Source organism: Streptomyces sp. ActVer (assembly GCF_027270795.1).
Taxonomy (GTDB): Bacteria; Actinomycetota; Actinomycetes; order Streptomycetales; family Streptomycetaceae; genus Streptomyces; species Streptomyces umbrinus_A.
Window position 1 is genome coordinate 1 of sequence record NZ_JAPWHT010000944.1, and the last position, 995, is coordinate 995.

The 995-nt window shown below is 72.5% G+C and carries 1 pseudogene; it reads right to left on the reverse strand.

Annotated features, from left to right (window positions below):
* Positions 1 to 440 precede the first annotated feature (440 nt).
* A pseudogene (locus tag O3Q52_RS53510) lies at positions 441 to 995 on the reverse strand (phenylalanine--tRNA ligase subunit beta); the annotation flags it as partial.

Sequence of the window (995 nt, forward strand, 5' to 3'; positions counted from 1 at the left end):
GCCCGGCCGACGGGCCCGGGCCCGGGCCCGGCGCAGTCTGTCGGCCGGTGTGCGACCGAGCGTCCGGGAGACGGTCTTCCGCCATCGTGTCCGGTGGCTCACTCCGGGACTGGCCCGACGGAGACCCCCAGCCTTGGTATGGATCATGCCGATGGCCCCCCTAAGGCCCTGTTCAGCGCAGGCACCGGCCTGTTCGGCCGGGTCGATTCTGTCGACCGCCTGCCCCGATCGACCTGGATCGCCCACACTTGTCACCCAAATGAGTGAGGTGACGCGAACAGCGCCCCGAAAGGGGCGCGGGGCTGTGAATTTTGCGGCTCTGCCGCGAGAGCGCGACCAGCCACGGGCCCCTGAAAGGGGCGCGGGGAACTGCGCGACAAGCCACGACGCAGCCGCAGCAAGCCATCAACCCGCAGTTCCCCGGCGCCACTTGCAGAGAGCTAGCTCCGAAGAACGGCCCCCGCACGCTCACCCGCGAGGGCAACGGCGGCGTCACGCGCCGCGGAGGCCTCGTCCACGGTCAACGTGCGATCATCCGCGCGGAAGCGCAACGCGTACGCCAGCGACTTCCGCCCCTCGCCGAGCTGCTCGCCCTCGTAGACGTCGAACAGCCGGATGGACTCCAGCAGTTCGCCCGCCCCCTCGCGCAGCGCGGCCTCGACGTCGGCCGCGGGGACGTCCCCGGAGACGACCAGCGCGACATCCTGCGTGGCGACCGGGAAGGTCGACAGGTGCGGGCCCTTGGGCAGCCCGGCACTCGCCTGCTCCAGCACGTCCAGGTTCAGCTCCATCGCGCAGGTCCGCGCGGGCAGTCCCAGGCCCTTGAGGACACCGGGGTGCAGCTCGCCCGCGTACCCGATGACCCGCTCGGCGCCGTCGACGACGACGGCGAGCTCGGCGCAGCGGCCCGGGTGCCACGGCCCGTACTGGCCCTGGCGCACGAGGAGTTCGGTCCCCGCCTCGTGGGCGAGGGTGCGCGCGGACTCGACGGCGTC